At 52.0% G+C, this 18,557-nt stretch carries 16 protein-coding genes; 6 read left to right on the top strand and 10 right to left on the bottom strand.

The genetic code is table 11. The features are described 5' to 3' along the window. Positions 1 to 15: 15 nt before the first annotated feature. A complete protein-coding gene (locus tag WCI03_00270; protein MEI8138279.1) occupies positions 16 to 1,284 on the bottom strand; it encodes a sialate O-acetylesterase in 1,269 nt (422 codons plus the stop codon). A gap of 244 nt (positions 1,285 to 1,528) precedes the next feature. Between WCI03_00270 and WCI03_00265 the strand changes: the two genes are divergently transcribed. Then, positions 1,529 to 2,194: a carbohydrate-binding family 9-like protein gene (locus WCI03_00265; GenBank protein ID MEI8138278.1), complete on the top strand. Its 666-nt coding sequence runs from the start codon at positions 1,529 to 1,531 to the stop codon at positions 2,192 to 2,194. A 5-nt stretch (positions 2,195 to 2,199) separates the two neighbouring features. Here WCI03_00265 and WCI03_00260 read toward each other — a convergent pair whose 3' ends face one another. Together WCI03_00260 and WCI03_00255 are read right to left on the bottom strand one after the other, a co-directional pair. Further along, entirely contained in the window at positions 2,200 to 3,054 is an 855-nt protein-coding gene (locus WCI03_00260) for an NAD(+)/NADH kinase (GenBank protein ID MEI8138277.1), read from the bottom strand. Further along, on the bottom strand, positions 3,051 to 3,785 hold the full coding sequence (locus tag WCI03_00255) for a TlyA family RNA methyltransferase (GenBank protein MEI8138276.1): 735 nt from the start codon (positions 3,783 to 3,785) through the stop codon (positions 3,051 to 3,053). Before WCI03_00255 ends, WCI03_00260 begins: the two co-directional genes overlap by 4 nt. A 152-nt stretch (positions 3,786 to 3,937) precedes the next feature. Between WCI03_00255 and WCI03_00250 the strand changes: the two genes are divergently transcribed. Genes WCI03_00250 through WCI03_00235 form a run of 4 tightly spaced genes read left to right on the top strand, consistent with a single transcriptional unit; the run spans position 3,938 to position 10,281 of the window. Then, entirely contained in the window at positions 3,938 to 5,440 is a 1,503-nt protein-coding gene (locus tag WCI03_00250) for an SPFH domain-containing protein (GenBank protein MEI8138275.1), read from the top strand. Further along, a complete protein-coding gene (locus WCI03_00245) occupies positions 5,440 to 7,119 on the top strand; it encodes an SPFH domain-containing protein (GenBank protein MEI8138274.1) in 1,680 nt (559 codons plus the stop codon). Before WCI03_00250 ends, WCI03_00245 begins: the two co-directional genes overlap by 1 nt. 25 nt (positions 7,120 to 7,144) lie before the next feature. Beyond that, a complete protein-coding gene (locus WCI03_00240) occupies positions 7,145 to 9,538 on the top strand; it encodes a glycosyltransferase family 39 protein (protein MEI8138273.1) in 2,394 nt (797 codons plus the stop codon). After that, positions 9,535 to 10,281 carry a VTT domain-containing protein gene (locus WCI03_00235; GenBank protein MEI8138272.1) on the top strand — a complete coding sequence of 249 codons (747 nt, stop codon included), beginning with the start codon at positions 9,535 to 9,537 and terminating at the stop codon, positions 10,279 to 10,281. Before WCI03_00240 ends, WCI03_00235 begins: the two co-directional genes overlap by 4 nt. On the opposite strand, the gene WCI03_00230 is transcribed toward WCI03_00235, so the two are convergent. From WCI03_00230 to WCI03_00220, 3 genes are read right to left on the bottom strand one after another with little or no spacing between them, the layout of a single operon-like run. Beyond that, a complete protein-coding gene (locus WCI03_00230; protein MEI8138271.1) occupies positions 10,262 to 11,377 on the bottom strand; it encodes an LptF/LptG family permease in 1,116 nt (371 codons plus the stop codon). The genes WCI03_00235 and WCI03_00230 overlap by 20 nt on opposite strands. Before the next feature lies 1 nt (position 11,378). Beyond that, positions 11,379 to 11,972, bottom strand: a complete 594-nt coding sequence (locus WCI03_00225; GenBank protein ID MEI8138270.1) for a MerR family transcriptional regulator — start codon at positions 11,970 to 11,972, stop codon at positions 11,379 to 11,381. Then, positions 11,960 to 12,358, bottom strand: coding sequence for a gamma-glutamylcyclotransferase family protein (locus tag WCI03_00220; protein ID MEI8138269.1), 399 nt, complete (start codon positions 12,356 to 12,358; stop codon positions 11,960 to 11,962). The genes WCI03_00225 and WCI03_00220 overlap by 13 nt, the downstream gene beginning before the upstream one ends. A 293-nt stretch (positions 12,359 to 12,651) precedes the next feature. On the opposite strand from WCI03_00220, the gene WCI03_00215 reads away from it, so the two are divergent. Then, positions 12,652 to 13,104: a GtrA family protein gene (locus WCI03_00215; protein ID MEI8138268.1), complete on the top strand. Its 453-nt coding sequence runs from the start codon at positions 12,652 to 12,654 to the stop codon at positions 13,102 to 13,104. Here the strand turns inward: WCI03_00215 and WCI03_00210 are convergent. From WCI03_00210 to WCI03_00195, 4 genes are read right to left on the bottom strand one after another with little or no spacing between them, the layout of a single operon-like run. Then, positions 13,048 to 14,070 carry a hypothetical protein gene (locus tag WCI03_00210; GenBank protein MEI8138267.1) on the bottom strand — a complete coding sequence of 341 codons (1,023 nt, stop codon included), beginning with the start codon at positions 14,068 to 14,070 and terminating at the stop codon, positions 13,048 to 13,050. The two genes, WCI03_00215 and WCI03_00210, sit on opposite strands and share 57 nt — an antisense overlap. Further along, positions 14,067 to 16,277, bottom strand: coding sequence for a ribonuclease R (gene rnr / locus WCI03_00205; GenBank protein MEI8138266.1), 2,211 nt, complete (start codon positions 16,275 to 16,277; stop codon positions 14,067 to 14,069). Before rnr ends, WCI03_00210 begins: the two co-directional genes overlap by 4 nt. A gap of 28 nt (positions 16,278 to 16,305) precedes the next feature. Beyond that, complete coding sequence (locus WCI03_00200) at positions 16,306 to 17,268, bottom strand: ABC transporter permease (GenBank protein MEI8138265.1); 963 nt, start codon at positions 17,266 to 17,268, stop codon at positions 16,306 to 16,308. Positions 17,269 to 17,271: 3 nt separating this feature from the next. After that, positions 17,272 to 18,555 (bottom strand): ABC transporter permease, encoded by a 1,284-nt coding sequence (locus WCI03_00195; protein ID MEI8138264.1) that lies wholly within the window; start codon positions 18,553 to 18,555, stop codon positions 17,272 to 17,274. Positions 18,556 to 18,557: the final 2 nt, after the last annotated feature.

Below are 18,557 nucleotides of genomic sequence, written 5' to 3'. Positions count from 1 at the left end.
GCTTTTCCTTTCATTTCATTTCGGCTGAGTAGTCCACGGCCAATCATCGGTTTTGAACGGGGTAGCAGGCAGACCGGCACCGTTCCCGAGATTGAAAACGGGATTGTCCGCCCAGGCATATCGCACTGCCACGGGATTCGGAACATGAGGGTGTCGCACGATCACAGTATCGTCTTCAATCCTGGCCCAAGCCCAATGGAAAATGCGATTCGCTCCGGCAATCGCAAACCCACGAACGGGCCCATGGTCGTGGGTCACTAAGCCGCCCTCAGTGTGGTCAAAACGCACGCGCATGACCCCATCCTTTGATTCCCAGTCCCGTGGGGCTGGCCCGGAACCTGCCAGGGGCTGGCCATACACCGTAACCAGCGCAGAATATGCAAGTCGGCGCCCGACATCTTGTTTATTGGTCGGATGAATATCAGCACCGTCACCGATATCCAGAGTCACCGCCATCCCCGTGTTCGGCTCGCGTAGCGTCAACCGCTGCGCTTCGCGCAACTCCGCCCAGGCACTCTCGCCCGGCTTTGGTTGTTCCGGCATATAGTTGGCCAATTGCACAAAATGGAACGCAAAGTCACCACCCGGTGCACCTGCCTTGGCTGGCGCGGGTAATCCCCAGGCCCGGCGCCAATCCCGAATCATGGCAGGAAAAAGCGTACAGTACTGGTGCGCACGATCGGAGTCCTCAATCATATGCTTCAATTCGGGCTCGACCAAAAGCCCTTCACGACTGGTCCAGGCTTCCGCGAGCGTACCGCCCCAGGACGTGTTGATAATGCCAACCGGAATACCTCCCAATCGTTGTTGCAGTTCCCGTGCAAAAAAGTAACCCACCGCGGAGAAGGTTCCGACTGTATATGGAGTGCACACCTCCCAAACCCCTTCCACATCGGCCTGAGGTTGCATGATCGCCTTCTTGGGCACAGTGAACATTCGCAACTGAGGATGATCTGCCGACGCGCATTCGGCCTCACCATCCTGACTCATGGCAACCTGCCATTCCATGTTAGATTGACCCGATGCGACCCAGACTTCGCCGACCATCACGTTTTTGGACGTCAGGTGATCTTTCGCGCCCCGCACACTCAAAATATGCGGCCCGCCCGCCGGCAGCGGGGCAAAAGCCACCCGGAACGAACCGGATGCATCCGCCTTGGTCTTAAGCGTTTTCCCGGCCAGTGAGACTTCAATCGCTTCCCCCGGTTCAGCCCACCCCCACACCGGGATGGAAATATCGCGTTGTAATACCATGCTCTCGCAAAACAAACTATTCAGCTTCATTCGGTCTATTCCTTTTCCGTAACTTCAGCGCATTAATTTCAGATTCAAAACAATTCCGTCAAACTGTCAGCAAAAAATCTCATACCCTTTGGGTTAGGGTGATTAATTGCATTCATGGAATCGGTATTTCTTTTTTCTACTTCCCATCCGCCAGCGACTAGTTGTATAAAATTAATCACGTCACGGTATCTGATAGCGTGATGTTTTCAAGAACAATCAACACCATTTAAGGAACAACGACACCATGCCCATCTGTGTCTGCCACCACATTCCTGCCCCTCTAAAAATCACCGGCCGCCTGAACGATCCACAGTGGAAGAAGGCTGAAACAGTGGAACTGACCGACCCGGTGACCGGCACGCCACACCCCGATCGCGTATCCGCACAGCTGCTGTACTCAGACACCCATCTGTATATCGGCTTCACATGCGTCGATTCCTATGTCTGGGCCACATTGACCCAACATGATGCTGCCGTCTGGAGCGAAGAATGCGTGGAAGTGTTCCTCTGCCCTTCAGGAAAAGTGCGGCAATATTACGAGATTAATCTCAACCCGCTCAATACGGTTTTTGACACCTTCATTCTAAATGGCCGCCCGGAGAATGGAGGGAATTGGGCCGTTACCTCGTTTGTTGAGGCCTATACCTGCAAGGGGTTGGAAACAGCAGTATTCGTAGATGGAGAACTGGGCACGCCCGGCGCCAAAGGATGGACTGCAGAATACGCGATCCCTTTCACATCACTGATCGGGGCCGACACCCTTACCCCGCGCCCAGGCGATCAATGGCGCATGAATCTCTGTCGCATAGATCATCCTAAGGACAGTCAGGTCCGTCATTATTCCTGGGCTACCATTGGGAAAGTGGACTTCCATCTCCCCTGGCATTTCGGCACACTGGCGTTTGAATAAAACGTTTAAACGTTCGTGCCGCGCCAATGGAGCTTCTGACGTAATACGGAAAAATAGTCATAGCCGGGCAGATGGATAAACCGGACACGATGCGGACTGCGGTTTACGCGTACGGTATCACCGATTTCAAGCGGCTGCCCCACCTGGCCATCAACAGCCAACATGGCCGCCACAGCGCGTTCCACCACCTTGATTTCTATCGAAGAGTCACTGGGAATCACCAAGGGGCGCGTACTTAGCGTATGCGGACAAATCAGACTCACCACCACCGCAGGCGCCGTTGGCAATAATACAGGGCCTCCCGCCGAAAGCGAATGGCCCGTGCTTCCAGTCGGAGTCGACACAATCAGTCCATCACAAACAAAGTCGCCCACATCCTGCCCGTCCACCGTCATTCGCAATGTGCCCACACGGGCCCCACAGGTCAGGAGCACATCGTTCAGGGCGCGATAGCCTCCGATGGAGACCTCGTTGCGCCAAAGCGAGGCGTCCAGCATCAGTCGCAGGGAGGTTGTATACTGATTTTGAACAAGACAAACCAAAGCCCTCTCAAGCTCATCCTCGGGGACACTCGTCATAAATCCGAGAGCACCAAGATTAACCCCGATCAGGGGAATATCGCGCCCCTCAAGATCACGCACCGCACGCAACATCGACCCATCGCCGCCCAGAACCATGAGGGTATCCGCCTGGTGGACCACATCACGGGGTGTCGCGGACGATATGATGCCCATCAACTTGGCGGTCGCGGCATCAGGCAGCAACTTCAACCCGAGCTCCTCAGCCTTCACACGAAGCCGTGCGAGAACAGCGGGTGCCTTTTCCTTCGCACAATTGGCAATGACTCCGAGAATTTTCATAGCTTTCTCCACCAGGCCAAAAATTCGATATTCCCGGCCGGGCCTCGTAACGGGGACTCACATAATCCGAGCCATTCCAATGGCAATTCCTGTGTCCCAAACTGACGGATACGCGCCACCACCGCCTCATGAACAGCGGCGTCGCGAACTACCCCACCCTTGCCGACATGCTCACGCCCAGCCTCAAACTGCGGCTTGATCAGGGTAACGATTTGTCCGCCCAGCTCAATCAGCTTTGTAACAGGCGGCAGAATCAGGGTCAAGGAGATGAACGATACATCAATAACGGCAAACTGAAAGGGCTCAGGGATGTCACGTTGTGAGAGATAGCGGGCATTAAGCTCTTCTTTCACGATGACGCGGGGATCATTCCGAAGCCGCCAGTTCAATTGCCCCTTCCCCACATCCACCGCATAAACCCGTGAGGCCCCATGCTGGAGCAGGCAGTCTGTAAAACCACCGGTAGAGGCCCCAATATCCGCACACACTTTACTGGTCACATCCAACTTGAAAGATTCAAAGGCCCCGTCCAGTTTTCCGCCCCCTCGACTGACAAACTTGTCAGCGGCAGTGACTTCAAGAATGGACTCCTCATCGCAAGGCCGGCCAGCCTTGTCAACCATCTGCCCATCCACCCGCACCGCACCAGCAAGAATCAGGCGACGCGCCTTTTCCCGGCTCTCGGCAAGCCCACGTTCAACAAGAATGATATCCAATCTCTGTTTTGACATTCGTCACATCGCCCCTTAGTCCTCCCAGAATGCCCCAGCTTCATACTTAGGCGCAAGGATTTATGGAAGACATTCATTCCGGCAAAGATTGACGCCTTACGCCAAGGCCATTAAACTCCGCTCCATTGAAAGAATAGAGGAGTACACAACATATGATGAGAATGACAGACAGCGGCCCTTCGTTTTCGATGATGCGCGCCGCATTTATTCCGATTTTTGCGCTGGTCCTGCTGGCCGGTTCAGCTGTTTTCTATTGGTACTTCTGCCGGATTGAACCGGACAGCGGAGAAATCGCCATTTTGATTCATAAAACAGGCGAAAATCTGCCCAGTGGCCAGATTCTGGCGGAAAACGAAAACCAGAAAGGGATCCAACTGGATGTGCTTTCGGAAGGGAGATATTTCAGAAACCCCTACTCCTGGGACTGGCGGATATACAGGATCACCGATATTCCCGCAGGCAAATTGGGCGTTTTGACCCGCCTCTATGGCAAGGATCTTCCGCCAAATCAAATCATCGCTGGCCCCGGAGAAAAAGGCATTGTTCGCGACGTCTTAAGTCCCGGAAAATATCGTATCAACCCGTACGCTTACCGGATCGATATATTTGACGCCATTAAAATCCGGCCAGGCTATGCCGGCGTTGTGACCTCCCTGATCGGAGATGACGTCCTTAGCAAAATCTCATCCAATAAACCGAATGGGTTTCTTGTCGGAAAAACAATGAAGGGCGTACTACCGGAAATTCTTGATGCCGGAACCTACTACCTCAACCCGTACCTGGTCAGCGTGGCCGAGGTGAACCTGCAAAGTCAGCGCTTCGAGATGAGTGGCGCCGATGCGATCAGCTTTTTGACCATGGACGGTTTTGGAGTCGATGTCGAAGGCACTATTGAATACGCCATCATAGGAGATAAGGCCGCCTTACTTACCCATCGTGTCGGTGATCTGAATGATATCATTAAAAAGATTATTCTTCCCCGTGCCCGCGGTTTCAGCCGCATTGAGGGAAGCAAGCACCCGGCAACAACGTTCATCGTGGGCGAGACACGCCAACAATTCCAAAGGGATCTGGAAAACCACCTTAAAACCACGTGTGAAAGCTGGGGGATCTCCATCAAATCGGTACTGATCCGCAACATCAGTCCGCCCGAACAGATCTCGAGCATTATCCGCGACCGGGAGGTGGCGGTTCAGGAAAGCCGGAAATATGACCAGGAAATTGGTCAGGCCAAGTCAAAAGCAGAATTGGTGAAACAGGAAATGCTGGCCCAGCAAAGTGGCGAAAAGGTCGCAGCCGACACTGCCCGCATCAGTGCCGTCATTGCCGCCCAGCAGGGGCAGTCCGTACGCGTCGTCAAAGCCAACCAGGAACTGGAAGTGGCTAAGATCGACAATGAGGCCGCTGCGGCCCAGGCCCAGGCAATCATGCTTAAAGCAAACGCCGATGCCGCCGTAGTTAATATGCAGAACGTCGCAGAGGCAGGCGTGCTCACCAGCCAGGTCCAGGCCTTTAGTAACGGCTTGAATTATGCCCGCTACATTTTCTTAAAAAAGGTTGGGCCCCGTATCGACTCCATCTTGAGTACCGATCAGGGAGATGGGCTTGGAGCCCTCTTCCAGCCCTATCTTCCCAGTGTCAAGGAGGTCAAATAATGAAATCACTCACCCCGATGATTGCCGCCGCGTTTGGTGTTGTTATGTTTGTTGTCTTTGTTTGGGAATGGGGATTCTGCCGTTTCTATGTCGGTCCTGAACAAATGGCCGTCATTACGGCCAAGACAGGAGACGCCCTACCTCCTGGTGAAATTCTTGCAAAACAAGGTCAAATGGGAATTCAGGAGGAAGTGTTGGGCGAAGGTCGCCATTTCCGGAATCCCTATGAGTTTGACCGGATTATTTTGCCTGTTACCACAATTTTGCCAGGCAAAATCGGTGTTGTGACCGCCAAAGTGGGCGCTGAATTGCCCCAGGGCGAATTTTTGGCGAATGAAACCCAAAAAGGAATCTGGCGCCGTGTTCTCGGGCCCGGCACCTACCGCCTCAATCCCTATGGTTATGAGATCACAATTGAAGATGCCGTTGTGATCCCGATCGGATACGTCGGTATCATCACTTCGCTTTCCGGCAAGCAGGCCCCTGAGGGAGCTTTTGCCGTCACGGGTGAAAAGGGAGTACGGTCAGATATTCTTCAACCAGGACTGTATTACGTTAATCCAAAAGAATTCCAAATCAATATTGTGGAAATTGGCGTCAATCAAGTTTCTCTTTTGGGTAAGGAAGGTAGTACCGTGATTACCAAGGGGCAAATCTCAGCCCAAAATGCAGCCATGGATGTCTTGCAGGACAAAATGCTTGAGAAGCAGGCGGCCAAACGACGTGATTACTACCAGCAGGCAGAATCGCAAATGGCTCAGCGCGCCATGCCGGTCGCATCCAAAAAGTCACCCCCCCCTCAACAGCAACAATCCGCCGAGGGTATTCACGTTCTCAATGAATATGTTTCGTTTCCGTCACGAGACGGCTTTTTGATCAGCCTCGACATGACCGTGGAATTCGAACTCCTGCCTGAAAATATTGCATGGTTGTATCGCAGTTACGGGGATCTCCCTGCTGTGATCGACAAAATCATCATGCCGCAAATTCTATCTATTTCACGTAATAAAGGTTCCGAATACAGGGCAAAGGATTTCATCGTCGGCGAAGGTCGCGAAAAATTCCAAACGGACATGACGGATGCGTTGTCCAAAACTCTCAACGAAAAAAAGATCATTACTCATAACGCCCTGATACGACATGTGGAGGTGCCCATGCAAATCCTGGATCCCATCCAAAAAGCCAGCGTGGCGGTCGAACAGGATCTCACGAATAAGGAACGGCAGAATACCGCCAAAAAGCAGGGCGAACTGAATACGGAAATGTCGTTGATCGATCAAAAACGTGTCCAGGTAGCCCAGGAAACCTTGAAGCTGAAAGCGGAGATTTTGGCGGATCAGGATAAACAGGTGGCTGAGATTCAAGCGGAAACCCTTCGTCTGATGTCCCAAATTGACAAAGAAACCGCGGGTTTCAGGGCCAGCAAAGTTCTCACCTTGGGGAAAGCGGCAGCCGATTCCATGCAGGTGGTCGAAAGCCAGCGTGCCCATGGTTCACAGATGAAAACCGTTGCATTCGGAGACCCAACCGCCTTCAGCCTATGGGAATTCGCGGGATCGTTGCGTTCGGATATACGCATCAACATCCTGCATTCAGGCCCGGGTACACTGTGGACGGATCTCCCAAAAGCCTCACTGGGGGACCTGGGGGGAGCCTCATTGTTGAATAAGCAAAAATAAAACATCCGCCTTAAGCTCCGTGCCCATGTGCTTATCGAAAAAACATCATTACGCCCCGACTCTACTGGCAGCCCTTTTCTTTCTGGCCGCGGCAGTCATCATTTACCCGTTTGACTACAGCCTCTCGGATTCCATCCGGGCCTTTTCCAGAAGCGTCGGCAAGATTCACATCTTCCAGGAAGCATTGAATCTTTGTCGGCCTTTCGGGAAGGGGGATGTGATTCTCGTCATTGTCGCTGGTTTAGGGATATGCGGTCTGAGAAAACGGGCGGCACATATCATCCTGGCCCTCCTGATCATGTCGGTTTTAATCTGGCCTTTTAAACTGGGTGTTGGGCGTGAGCGACCGGGTTACAAAAACAGTCACTCCTTCCCCAGCGGAGACGCAGCGACTGCTGCTGCGTTTTGCATGCCACTTGTCACAACCTCCCCCTGGGGCGCCCCCATCGCCATCATACTGAACGCCGGAGTCGCAACAGGGCGGGTTTATGATGGGCGGCATTATCCCAGTGATGTGTTAGCGGGGGTCGCTTGCGGAATCATCGCCAGTGCCATCGCAGGGGCTGTGCTCCGCCGCTGGCCGTGGAAACCACGCCGCCGTTGGTTTGTAATCATTGGGAGTGTCATTATTTTGTTTTCTCTCGTCAACTTGTCCTGGGCTCGCGCCACCCCTTTTGTACTCGATTTCCTCCGGGTCTGGGGTCCCCTCGGGGCCTTTCTGGTTTTCGCCCGGCTGATACCGGTTTGGTATCGCAAAAGGAAGATAATGGGAAATCCGGTCAGGGGGTTTTTCCTCCTCGTCTTTCTGGTCTTTACCATCTACCTGTCTTTAACCTCGGCATCATCGCTCTGGGATCGAGACGAACCGCGTTTCTCAAGGGCAACTGTAGAAATGGTGGAATCAGGAAATTATCTCTTCCCCACTTTTAACAATCAACTCCGCCCTGATAAACCCATTCTTATCTATTGGCTCATGTCCATCCCGGTTCGGGTCTTGGGGGTCTCCGAGCTATCCTGCCGCCTGGTGGCCCCCATTGCCACGCTGATTACGGTGCTTCTGACGTTCTGGCTTGCTCGCCGTCTCTTCGATCAGAAAATCGCCTTTTGGGCCGGACTTATCCTGATGCTAACCCCATTGATGACAGTTAGCGGAACTGCGGCAACGACCGACGCGCTGCTGCTTGCCTGTATCACAGGAGCCATTGCGGCATTTATGCTGTCCTGGTTGAACGGTTTCCGGCTCTGGCATCTCCTTCTACTCATTCTATCACTCAGCGGAGCCTTGTTGACCAAAGGCCCTGTAGGGCTTGTCGTACCGTTATTCGTGATGGTTGCCATCATGATCTTCACCCGCAATGGCGCCCTCAAACCCTGGCGCTATGCGGGCTGGCTGGTGTTTGCCGTTATTGCCTCCACCCTCCTATTCCTTTCCTGGGGACTGCCCGCAAACGCGGCCACGAATGGAGAGTTTATGCGGATGGGCATTGGAAAACATGTCGTTAGCCGATCCTTGACGGCCATGGAAAGCCATGGCGGCAAATCTTTTGCATTTTATTTCTATTATGTTCCCGTTGTGATTTTGACCTTTTTCCCATGGATCCTTTATCTTCCGCGAGTTTTCTCAAAAATCTCCTTATGGCCAGATCAGGGGAAGGATCGTATCCGCATTCTCTTCTGTTGGGCGGCACCGATCATTATTCTGATGAGTGTGGTAGCCACAAAGCTCCCGCATTACATTCTTCCTGCCTGGCCTGCGTTAGCGATAGCCTCAGCCTTGGGGCTCACTCATGCAATCCGTATGCGGCGCGCCGGGAACAACTCTCTAACCGCAAAAATCGGCCTGAGGCTTTTCGTTACCATTGGATCGACCCTGGGGTTAGGCTTGATGCTTGCCCCTTGGGTCATGGCCAAAATGCCCCTTTACAGCATTCGGGTCCCCGCTACGATATTGGGGGCTGTGTTTTTATCAATGACTGGAGTGGCCTGTCATTATTACCGAAAAGCCCGTCATGAGTATGTAGCGAGCGTTCTCGGGGGCGGCATGATGGTGATCCTGCTTTCCGCCAGCCTGTTCCTGCTTCCAGCTATCGAGCGGTTGAAATTGTCCCCCCTGATCGCGGAAATCATTCAACTCAACAGTGCCCCCATGACGCCTGTAGCGACCTGTGGCTATGGAGAACCGAGCCTTAATTTCTATCTGGGGCGCAGCCCTATAACCCCGCTTGAGGGGCCAGATCTACCTAAGTGGGCCGCCGAAGCAGGCCCCGGCATTCTAGTAGTAACCGAGGCCAGACTGATGCCGCAATTAGAAGTCTTTCGTACCCCCGGAATTGAAACGCTGGATATCATCACCGGCTTCAATTACTCACAGGGGAAACAGGTGAGAATTCACATTCTTTTCAGAAATAAAATCCCATGAACTTAGAACAAAACGGGCTAAATGATGAACCTGATCCCATTCCTATTGAGTTAGAAATCGAGGCCGCCGAATCTGCTGGTAAGTCCGAGAAAAAGCTTCTGCTCATGGCCCTCATCGTGGTCGCTTGTATTGCTGTAGTCCATTTCACCCCATTAAAGTCACTCACAAGTGATGTAGCGTGGAAAGCCTATATCAGCCAACTAGGAATGTGGGCCTCATCAATCTACTTTCTTGTCAGTGTTGCTTTGATCGCCATCGGCATCCCTCGCATGTTGCTATGCGGGCTTGCAGGCGTGCTATTTGGATTCACGACCGGAAGCGTCATTGGGCAATTTTCCGCGCTATTCGGTTCCTATGCCACATTCGTTTTTGCCCGATGGGGCGGGCGTGACTGGGTGCAAAAACGGATCGAGAAAAGTCAGCGGCTCCGGAACATGCTGAAAAAACCATCCACTTTTACCATATTTCTGGTGCGTCAATTGCCGATTGCCGGGATTGTTCCTAACTTGATATTAGGGGTAACCCCAGTGAAGCACCGCTATTTCCTTCTGGGCTCATTTCTTGGATACCTGCCCAGTTCCATCATGGTAGCCGCCATTGGCAGCAGCTTTGGAAAAGGTTTTAATAAGGCAACCTTTCAGCATTCCATTGCACAAATCACCGCTGCCATGCTGGGACTTGGTGGCATCTCCCTAATCGTGTGGTACATGCGGAAGAAACTAATTACCGCAAGCGCCAAGTAAGAATACCGCCAATCACAAGGAAGACGATGTTAGGAAGCCAGCCGGCAAGCCAGGGCGCGATGATCTCTTGCTTTCCAAGAATCAGGCCGAACTGCACCAGGAAATAAAAACTAAACAAAGCGGCCAGCCCGAACACGACGCTTCGCATGGCGGGGCTACGTGCCCCACCCGCTGTCGCAGGAAGCCCTAGCAGCAGGAGAACAAGGCAAGACCATGGCATTGCCACACGACCATGAATATCGGTCAGACGCGAGGCGACCCATTTACCCGAAACATTCGGCCGATTCTGAATGATCCTAATCATTTCAATGGTTGAAAGATAATCAGAGTCCTTCATCTCATTCACAAAATCATCCGGTCTCTCAGGATAATCAGTCATCTCCATCGGCCGTTCCACCAGGACGGAAGGCGGGCCCAGCGGATCACCTTTTTCATCAAATTCTTTCTTTTGGACCCCGTAAAACCACCACGTGCCATCCAACCACTCCGCACGCTCCGCTGTAATTTCCATTTCGATCGTGCCATCAGTCCGTTGCTGCGAGACTTTAATGCCGGACAAACGGGTGGGCGTACGCTGATCAAAAGCTTTCACAAACCACTGCCGGTGTGAAGGCCCTGTATGATAAACATAATCCCGCACAACAAATGAAGAATCAGGGGATCGTTTCAGCACCTGTTTAGTGTAATCTGCTACCCAGCGGGTAGCGACGGGCCCCACTGTTTCCTGAACAACAGCCCCGAAAAGACTCGCACAAAGGCCTACACCCATGAGGGGAAGCATCAATCGGCGCACACTCACCCCACTGGCACACATGGCGGTCAGTTCGTTATTCCGGGCAAACATCGTCATGGTATAGAGAGTCGCCAGCAGCAAAGCAATCGGCAGAACCACGACAATAAACGGATTGTGCCCATTTACTTTAAAAAGAAAAAAACAATAATACAGCAGGATGTCTGTGATCGGGGCTTTGACTTCTAGAAAGTCTGAAAATCGGTCAAACAAATCGAGCACAATATAGAGCAAGCTGAACGCCACGAAACAATACCCGAACGGAATCAGGTACTGCTTCAGCATATATCGATCAATAATCTTCACGTTACTTTGTCTCCCAGCGGGCGGACCAGTCCAGTGCACGACGCAAAACGACTTCTTCAGTTTTAACACGGCTTCTGACCTTTTCCAACCGGGTATCATAGGCCGCCATCACGCATTTGGCATCCTGCCCCATTTCTGCACCGGAAAAAAGCTCTCCATGCATGCCCCTGAAATCGAGATGAAACTGTACGCCCCCTTCGCTAATGGAGCCACCTAAATCCTGATTCGTGAGTAAAAGGCGATTGGCGCTTTCCTCATTTCGTCCACATTGATCCAAATACCAGGTTGGCGACATGGTTAACGAATCGATTCGCAGAAAACGAAGAATACGCTTCTCGGCCTCGAAAAGCTCGGCGATATCTTCGAGGGGCACGGAAAAGGCCCGCAAAATAATAATGGTTTCGAGAAAATGGAGATACGCAGGCGAATAGCCTTCGGACTCCTTGGGGACGTAAAGCCCCAATTTAATTTGAAAATTCCGCAAAAAATGGGGTGACCTACCAATTTTACGGCACACCTGCGAAAACGTCAGTCGCGGCACTTCAGCCAGGAGATAACCCCCTTCGCGAATATCGAATTCAGTTATTTCCGACACGAGTCCAACACTTTCTTCGAATGTTTTTCGCGATAAACATCCTCGTCCCACTCCACCCCTGAAAGCAATGATTTCCGGGATAATTTCAAACAGTAAGCGAGGGCTTCCACCCACTCCCCCCCTTCACCTTCGATCGAGACCTCTTCCCGGACAAAGCGCTTCCCCTGAAAGGCATCTAAATTGACTAAAGCATCCTCATCCACATCCAAATATACCACCCCGTCTACTTGCCTGTCAGGAAAGGGGACCAGGGCCGACTGCCATTCATCTTTGACCACAAACTGGGCATACCCGTTCAGTGAACCAAACTTGGTTGAATAGGATTTACCCGTCAATGCCTTAACCAATTCCACAAACATTAATGGGCCTGATACAAACAGATTCATATCTCGTGCTACTAGGCGATCAACGCCTATCCTCCACTCGTTTCGATAGTCTTTAAAGAATCATGAAATCAACTGCCTCACGACTTGTTCCAAGGCCGCATAGAATTCGGTTCAGCTTCTTGATGAATATAAATCGTGAAGTGTTTCCCATACCTTGACTCAACTGATTAAGAAAGGCTGGCATTCTACATTCACGGGCTAAAAATGCAAAAGCAAAAGGCAGCAGCTTTGAAGGCTTAATGTATTAGGATTGCTGAACTGTTCCGTTTTCCGTAAAAGTCACTTAAATCATCATGAATTGGTTCAATCAAATTAAAAAGTACGCTACGGTGGGCGTGGGTAGCACCTTTACGGATTTCGCTATTTATGGAGCCCTGATCCATTATGCAAATTTTTCTCCGGAAATCGCTAACCTCATCAGTCGCCCCTGCGGTGGCCTATTCAGCTTCACGTTCAACAAAATCTGGACTTTTGACCGAAAACAACTAACGGGGACCCATCACGAAATCGCACGATTTAGCATCGTGTGGATTGCCTCATACTGTCTATCCATCCTGCTTGTATGGCTGTTCCATCAGTATTTCATCCAGAACCAGAGTCTTCCCCTGGCTCTGGCAGAGATGATCCAGCACATGACCGGTTGGGAAGTGCACCTGGTGGAAGGTCTATCCAAACTCTGCGCAGAAAGCTTAGTGTGTATTGGAATTTTCCTGAGCCACCGGTTTTGGACCTTTAGACAAAACTAGAGGAGCGGGGGGTGATGCTGCCGCCCCCATATATATGGCAGTCATGGTGGTTCGTACACACCCAAGGCCCAGTTCGTAATCCATTACCAACGGCACAATGGATTCAATGGGAGCCTCCTGCGCCGCCTTGATGAGAGCCTCATCTTTACGCAAGGCCGCCAGCTTTTTAAAATCCAAACTCCACGCATGAAACTCCCGAGGCTTCACGGAACTCCCGGGCGCGGCGACCGGTACGATACGGGTAGTGTCAAAATGCAGGCGACCAAAACACGCAGGACTCTGGTCGGGCTTCGTTAAAATCTGCAGCGCCACAACTTTCCCATCTAAATTGGCAACGATCCGTCCTTGCCCTGAAGCGGCCCCCGCTTTCGCCCCTTCACGGTGCTGACTCACCAGAAAATCCATCACCGGCTTAATCCGCTGACTCAAATCGAACAAAGCTTCAGGATTAGCCAGATTCGTTGAGCTCACCCCTGTCTGCAGGTTGCAGGTGGAATACGACATGCGCCCCGCCTGTGCGTCATACACCGATACAATCAGGGCATCTTTATTCCGTCCAATCAAGGGATGTAAATATTCATCAGTGACCTTTGCGAAAACCAACGCTTTCATCTCCGGCAAGGTCATGACGGCGATAATCCGGTCATGAATAGACACCCGGTTGCGCTCCCCGGTCTTCCCACTGTCCGGCGAATCCACTTTCATGTCGAGAAACAGGGCGGGAATGCTTTCCCCAGTCACGCGATGTCGCCACGTTCCAATGGTCGTCGAAGCCACAATTTTCCCGACTCGGGCAAGTTCCAAATGAAGCAAGCGATACCCGACATCATATTCCATGTACAGCGGAGTTTCCGACGCCGTAAAACGGGCGTCAATATCCGCCAGCCGCGACTCACCCGCCATGACCGGACCGCCCCATGACACCAGGATAATTAACACAGCCCGGAAATATCGTTTCAAAATCACCTCCGCCTCCTACGTCCAGCCTGCTCACTATTACGCGCCGGCCTTGCCCCCTTACCCCCCCCCTTTGTCTTTTCAGACTCAGGTCGCTGCAAGGCAAAATCAATGCGTCGCTTATCGAAATCCACTTTGACGGGAATGACCTTTAGCCGGGTTCCCAACTTATACAAATCCTGCCCCGCTCGCAGTGCCTTGGCCGCAGGATCGAATCGCACAAAAGCTTCCGAGATGGCGGAACAGTGAAGCAGACCTTGAACTCCCAGCCCATCCAACTCAATGAAAAGCCCGAAATTCATCACTTTGACGACCACGGCGTCATACACCCGCACATTTCGTTGTTCAATCTGCTGGGCAAGGAAACGGTACTTCTTGATTTCCAGCAATTCGCGCTCCGCCGCCTGAGCCACCTGCTCGGTTTCGGAACAGTGTACAGCCAATCGTTCCAACTCCTGATTGGGGTAAGGACTACTCTTCCCCTCAAGCAGTGCTGCCAATATCCGATGTACAATCAGATCGGGGTAACGACGGATTGGCGACGTGAAATGAGCGTAATATTTCTTTGCCAAACCGAAATGCCCGCCCTCTTTTGAACTATAGATGGCCCGCTTCATACTGCGCAAGACCGCCATCTGGGCGCTGTTAGCCAGTGGCGTATCCTTAATCCTAACCAGGAATTCCATCAGATTACGACGATGCTTCAATTGCCCGGGCTGATACCCCATCTCATGCAAATCGGCCGTCAGCATCTCGATTTTTTCAGCATCTGGCTCTTCATGAAGACGATGAATTAACGCTCGCCCCTTCGTGCTCAATTCCCGATCAACAGCCTCATTGGCCGCAACCATGCATTCCTCGATCATCTGATGAGAGACATCATTTTCAACAGGACGGATATCCTCAATCATCCCATCCTTGCCGATAATGACCGAATTTTCCGGCATCGTAATATCCAGTGCCCACTGCGCCATGCGCCGGGCACGAAGTTGCATGGCCAACTCGTAAACCTCCAGAATCAACGGCCGGGCCTCGGGCGGCATCGCCACCTTGCAATGCATTCCGGCCGGGGTCTGAATCACTTGTAAAGCCTGCTCATAATTCAAACGCAACCGCGAGCGGATAATCGTACGGGCAAACCGGGCCGAAATCATACGACCAACCTGATCAAAGGTCATAAAAGCGGAAAACGCCAACCTATCCTGATCGGGTTTTAAACTGCAAAGCCCGTTTGAAAGCTCCTCGGGCAACATCGGTATCACTTTGTCGGGGAGATAAACACTATTTCCTCGCTCAATGGCCTCCCGATCAAGGGCATTACCCTTGGTTACGAAGTGACAGACATCGGCAATATGGACACCCAACACCCGGCGACCTTCCTCGTCATGCTCCAACGATAGCGCATCATCAAAATCCTTGGCCGTGACGGGGTCTACGGTAAAGATAAATTTACTGCGCAAATCCAGACGCTTGCCAGTCTGAGTCAGCCGCGCGGCTGTATCAGAAGCCTCCTGCATGACTTCACTTGAAAATTCCTGGGGCAAATCGTATTGCCGCATCACGGCTAATGTATCCAGCGACGGATTATCCGCCGGCCCAATCACCTCAATGATCTCAGCCTCGGGATTGACATGCCGGTTTTCCCAGTTGGTAAACTGGATGACCACGCGGTCATTGATCTGAGCCCCCTTCGCCTCCGGCACATAAAAATCCTGTTGATAAGAGGGGTTAAGCGGGAGCACATAAAGAAATTTTCCTGTGCTTTTCAGGGTTCCGACAACCACCCGCGATCCACGCTCCACCACTCGGATCACCACACCTTGCCGTTGCCATTCGGGTGTGCCCGGCTTAAGGGGTTCCAAGCGTACCACCACTTGATCGCCCGGCAAGGCCGTGCTCAGGTTACCGCGCTCGATGCGCACCGTCAGCTCCCCATCCAAATTGGTAAGATAGCCGCCACCAGAACGTTTCACTTCCAGCCGACCGGTAACCAAATCAGCCGGGGCCCCGAGGGAATAACGGGTCTTACGAATGATGACGATCTCACCATTCAGAACCATTTTGTGAAGGATATCAACCAAGGCCTTTCGCTCTGCTCCCCGGAGGTCAAAGATGTCAGTCAATTCGCCAAGCGTCATCGGGGTATAGTCAGGTTTCTGGAAAAATTCCAGAATGGCCTCATGGGTTACTTTTTTAAGTGTAGATTTCGGCATCATATATCGAACTCCCGTCTCTTCGCTTACGTTAAACTTCTCGCGATCTCAATCTTGGATCCAGCGCATCCCTCAAGGCGTCTCCCACCAGATTGAAGGCCAGCACAACCAGCAGAATAGCGGCAGATACAGCAGCCATTTCCCACCATACCCCCTGCCAGAGGCGTAAACGCGCATTTCCAATCATTATACCCCAAGATGGCTCTCCCTGCACTCCAATTCCGAGGAAACTCATAAAGACTTCGGTCCCTATGGCAGCTGGGAAGCGAATGGAGAAGGTAATAATAACAATATGGAAAACATTGGGTAAAATATGTCGGAAAATGATGCGCCAGGATGAATACCCCAACGAACGGGCGGCCAACACATAAGCCCGATCCCGATGTTTCATCACTTCGGCCCTTAATAACCTGCACAACCCCACCCAGGTAGTAAGACCAATCCCCAGATAGACCCCCATGATCCCCTTTCCCACTACCATCGAAATCGCCAGTATAAACAGTAGACCGGGGATGCTTTCGATCGTGGAATATACCCAAACAACGATATCGTCGGCCCATTTTCCAAAATAACCACTAATACAGCCAAGCAATACCCCTATGGGAATGGCAATTAAGGAAGTCACCACCCCCACTAGAAAGGCAATTCGAGTGCCTTGAATCGTCCGCTGCAGCACATCACGGCCCAGATTGTCTGTCCCTAACGGACGATAGGCCAAGGTCTTTGCTCCGAGCCAGAGCCGACGGCCCGGCCCAGCTCCATCCACCTCCGCAAAAGGATGCCGGAAAATACTGGGGGGCAGATATCGCTCACTTAAGTTTACTTGCGAATAAGAAGGCGTTCGATCAACGGCCTGATAATACCTGAAGATAATCTCACCATAAAATGCGACCAAACCAAAACAGACAATAATCCCGAAGCAAATCCGGATTACCCGACGACGCATGAGATCCCTCCATGCCTCCCGCCATAATGATTGTCCCCATTCTTCCATTGCCTACCTCAACTTCACCCTCGGATCCACCAGCGCATAGCATAAATCTGTAACGAGACTCGCGACCACATACAGGAGTGCCCCCACCAGGACCACCCCTCTCACCACATCCACGTCTGAAGAGTTAATGGCATTTATACTGAGTCCACCCAGTCCCGGAATTCCAAAAAAGCTCTCCAACAAAAGGCTCCCAGTGTAGAGAATAGGCAAAGCAATCACCGTGTTGGTCACAATCGGAATCATCGCATTGGGTAACACATGCTTGAACAACACCCCCGCCGGACTTAACCCCTTGGCGAAGGCCGTTCGCACATAATCTTTATAAATCTCATCCAAAATAACGGCTCGATAGAACCGAAGATTCCCGCCCAGCCCGCTAAGGATACCAATCATCACCGGCAACAACAGATAGCCCCAGGACTCAAAGCCCCAAATCGGGAACCAATGCCATTTATATGCCATAAAAAATTGTCCAAAAATGATCCAAACGAGGTAATTCACACTCATCAGTGCCACCGCCATAAAGACAAAAATGCGGTCCGGCCAGCGATTCCGCCAATAGGCACAGAGAAGAGCCAACCCAACAGATAGCCCCAATCCGCCAAAGAAAACGGGGACCGTCAGCGCTAGCGATGGCAAAATCCCGCGTCTCAACATCGTGGTCACCTTCTCATTGGTCGATAACGAGGTGCCAAGATCCAAGCGAGCCAAAGTCTTAAAATAATGCACAAGTTGGGAGTCCAACCCATGTGGCATACGTCGCTCAAGTCGCACGTTTCTCACTTCTAAGGCCCCCTGCTCTACCGATAACAAAACGGGGGGCGACACCGATAAATTAGTTCCCGGCTGGAACTGAAACTCAGTCCAATGCCAGCGGGAGGAGATTTCAGGCTTCGAATTGGATAGCATGATCAGGGAATCCGGCAGCAACCTGACCCTGGTGCCGGACTCCAGCCCCCGCACCTGCACCTTCACCCGATAACAGGAATCCGGGCGTAATGGAAAAAGCAGTTGAACCGCCAAGTTTGTCCCCGCAAAAAGCTTGACGGGCTCTGAAAAATCGCGGGCAGGAAAGGCCCTGGTGGTCGTCCACCAGCCGAAAATGACGGGCTTGTTGAACCCCCGTTGCTCATCAAACTCCTCTAAGGCTTGCGGCGAAACATTTTTACCAAGTGCCATGGAAGCCGGGCTCCCGCCCACAACATTAAAGAGCAGGAAGGTAACCAGAATTACCCCCAGCACCATCGGGACCATATAAAGCACGCGGCGTATAATAAAACGGGTCATAA

It is taken from the genome of bacterium (assembly GCA_037143175.1).
Classification (GTDB): domain Bacteria; phylum Verrucomicrobiota; class Kiritimatiellia; order CAIKKV01; family CAITUY01; genus JAABPW01.
Note: the sequence above shows the minus strand (reverse complement) of the source record. Positions and strands in the feature narration are given on the sequence as shown.

Coding starts and splice junctions, on each gene's coding strand:
- WCI03_00270 (MEI8138279.1), bottom strand. CDS start 1,284: ATGAAGCTGAATAGTTTGTTTTGCGAGAGCATGGTATTACAACGCGAT.
- WCI03_00265 (MEI8138278.1), top strand. CDS start 1,529: ATGCCCATCTGTGTCTGCCACCACATTCCTGCCCCTCTAAAAATCACC.
- WCI03_00260 (MEI8138277.1), bottom strand. CDS start 3,054: ATGAAAATTCTCGGAGTCATTGCCAATTGTGCGAAGGAAAAGGCACCC.
- WCI03_00255 (MEI8138276.1), bottom strand. CDS start 3,785: ATGTCAAAACAGAGATTGGATATCATTCTTGTTGAACGTGGGCTTGCC.
- WCI03_00250 (MEI8138275.1), top strand. CDS start 3,938: ATGATGAGAATGACAGACAGCGGCCCTTCGTTTTCGATGATGCGCGCC.
- WCI03_00245 (MEI8138274.1), top strand. CDS start 5,440: ATGAAATCACTCACCCCGATGATTGCCGCCGCGTTTGGTGTTGTTATG.
- WCI03_00240 (MEI8138273.1), top strand. CDS start 7,145: ATGTGCTTATCGAAAAAACATCATTACGCCCCGACTCTACTGGCAGCC.
- WCI03_00235 (MEI8138272.1), top strand. CDS start 9,535: ATGAACTTAGAACAAAACGGGCTAAATGATGAACCTGATCCCATTCCT.
- WCI03_00220 (MEI8138269.1), bottom strand. CDS start 12,358: ATGAATCTGTTTGTATCAGGCCCATTAATGTTTGTGGAATTGGTTAAG.
- WCI03_00215 (MEI8138268.1), top strand. CDS start 12,652: ATGAATTGGTTCAATCAAATTAAAAAGTACGCTACGGTGGGCGTGGGT.
- rnr (MEI8138266.1), bottom strand. CDS start 16,277: ATGATGCCGAAATCTACACTTAAAAAAGTAACCCATGAGGCCATTCTG.
- WCI03_00200 (MEI8138265.1), bottom strand. CDS start 17,268: ATGGAAGAATGGGGACAATCATTATGGCGGGAGGCATGGAGGGATCTC.
- WCI03_00195 (MEI8138264.1), bottom strand. CDS start 18,555: ATGACCCGTTTTATTATACGCCGCGTGCTTTATATGGTCCCGATGGTG.